The sequence below is a fragment of the Rhizobium sp. SVR5-9E genome (assembly GCF_056755095.1).
This window is the reverse complement of sequence record NZ_JBNDHS010000861.1, coordinates 1-228: the sequence shown is the minus strand read 5'-3', so window position 1 is coordinate 228 and position 228 is coordinate 1. Positions and strand designations below refer to the sequence as shown.

The window sequence follows — 228 nt, the reverse complement described above, 5'->3', positions numbered from 1 at the left end:
CCAGCAATCCGAGCCCGCGATACCCGCGCGCAGCGAGCGGCGTTTTCAGCAACTGCGTGTACATAGCAGCACTCGCCGCCGGCTGCTCGGTCATTCGCAGCGCGTCTGCACGCAGCAAGATCGATTCCGGCGACGCGCCGTAAGCCTTGTCGTACGCATCGATGTGCGCGAGCGACGCGTAATAGAGTCCCTGCGTCTGCATCCGCTGGATCAGGCCGAGATACATGC

The 228-nt window shown here is 63.6% G+C and carries 1 protein-coding gene; it reads right to left on the bottom strand.

Features of this window, described 5'->3' with window-relative positions; translation table 11 throughout:
- On the bottom strand, positions 1 to 228 hold a 228-nt coding region (locus ACPYOJ_RS37290), incomplete at both ends, for a hypothetical protein (RefSeq protein WP_481420673.1).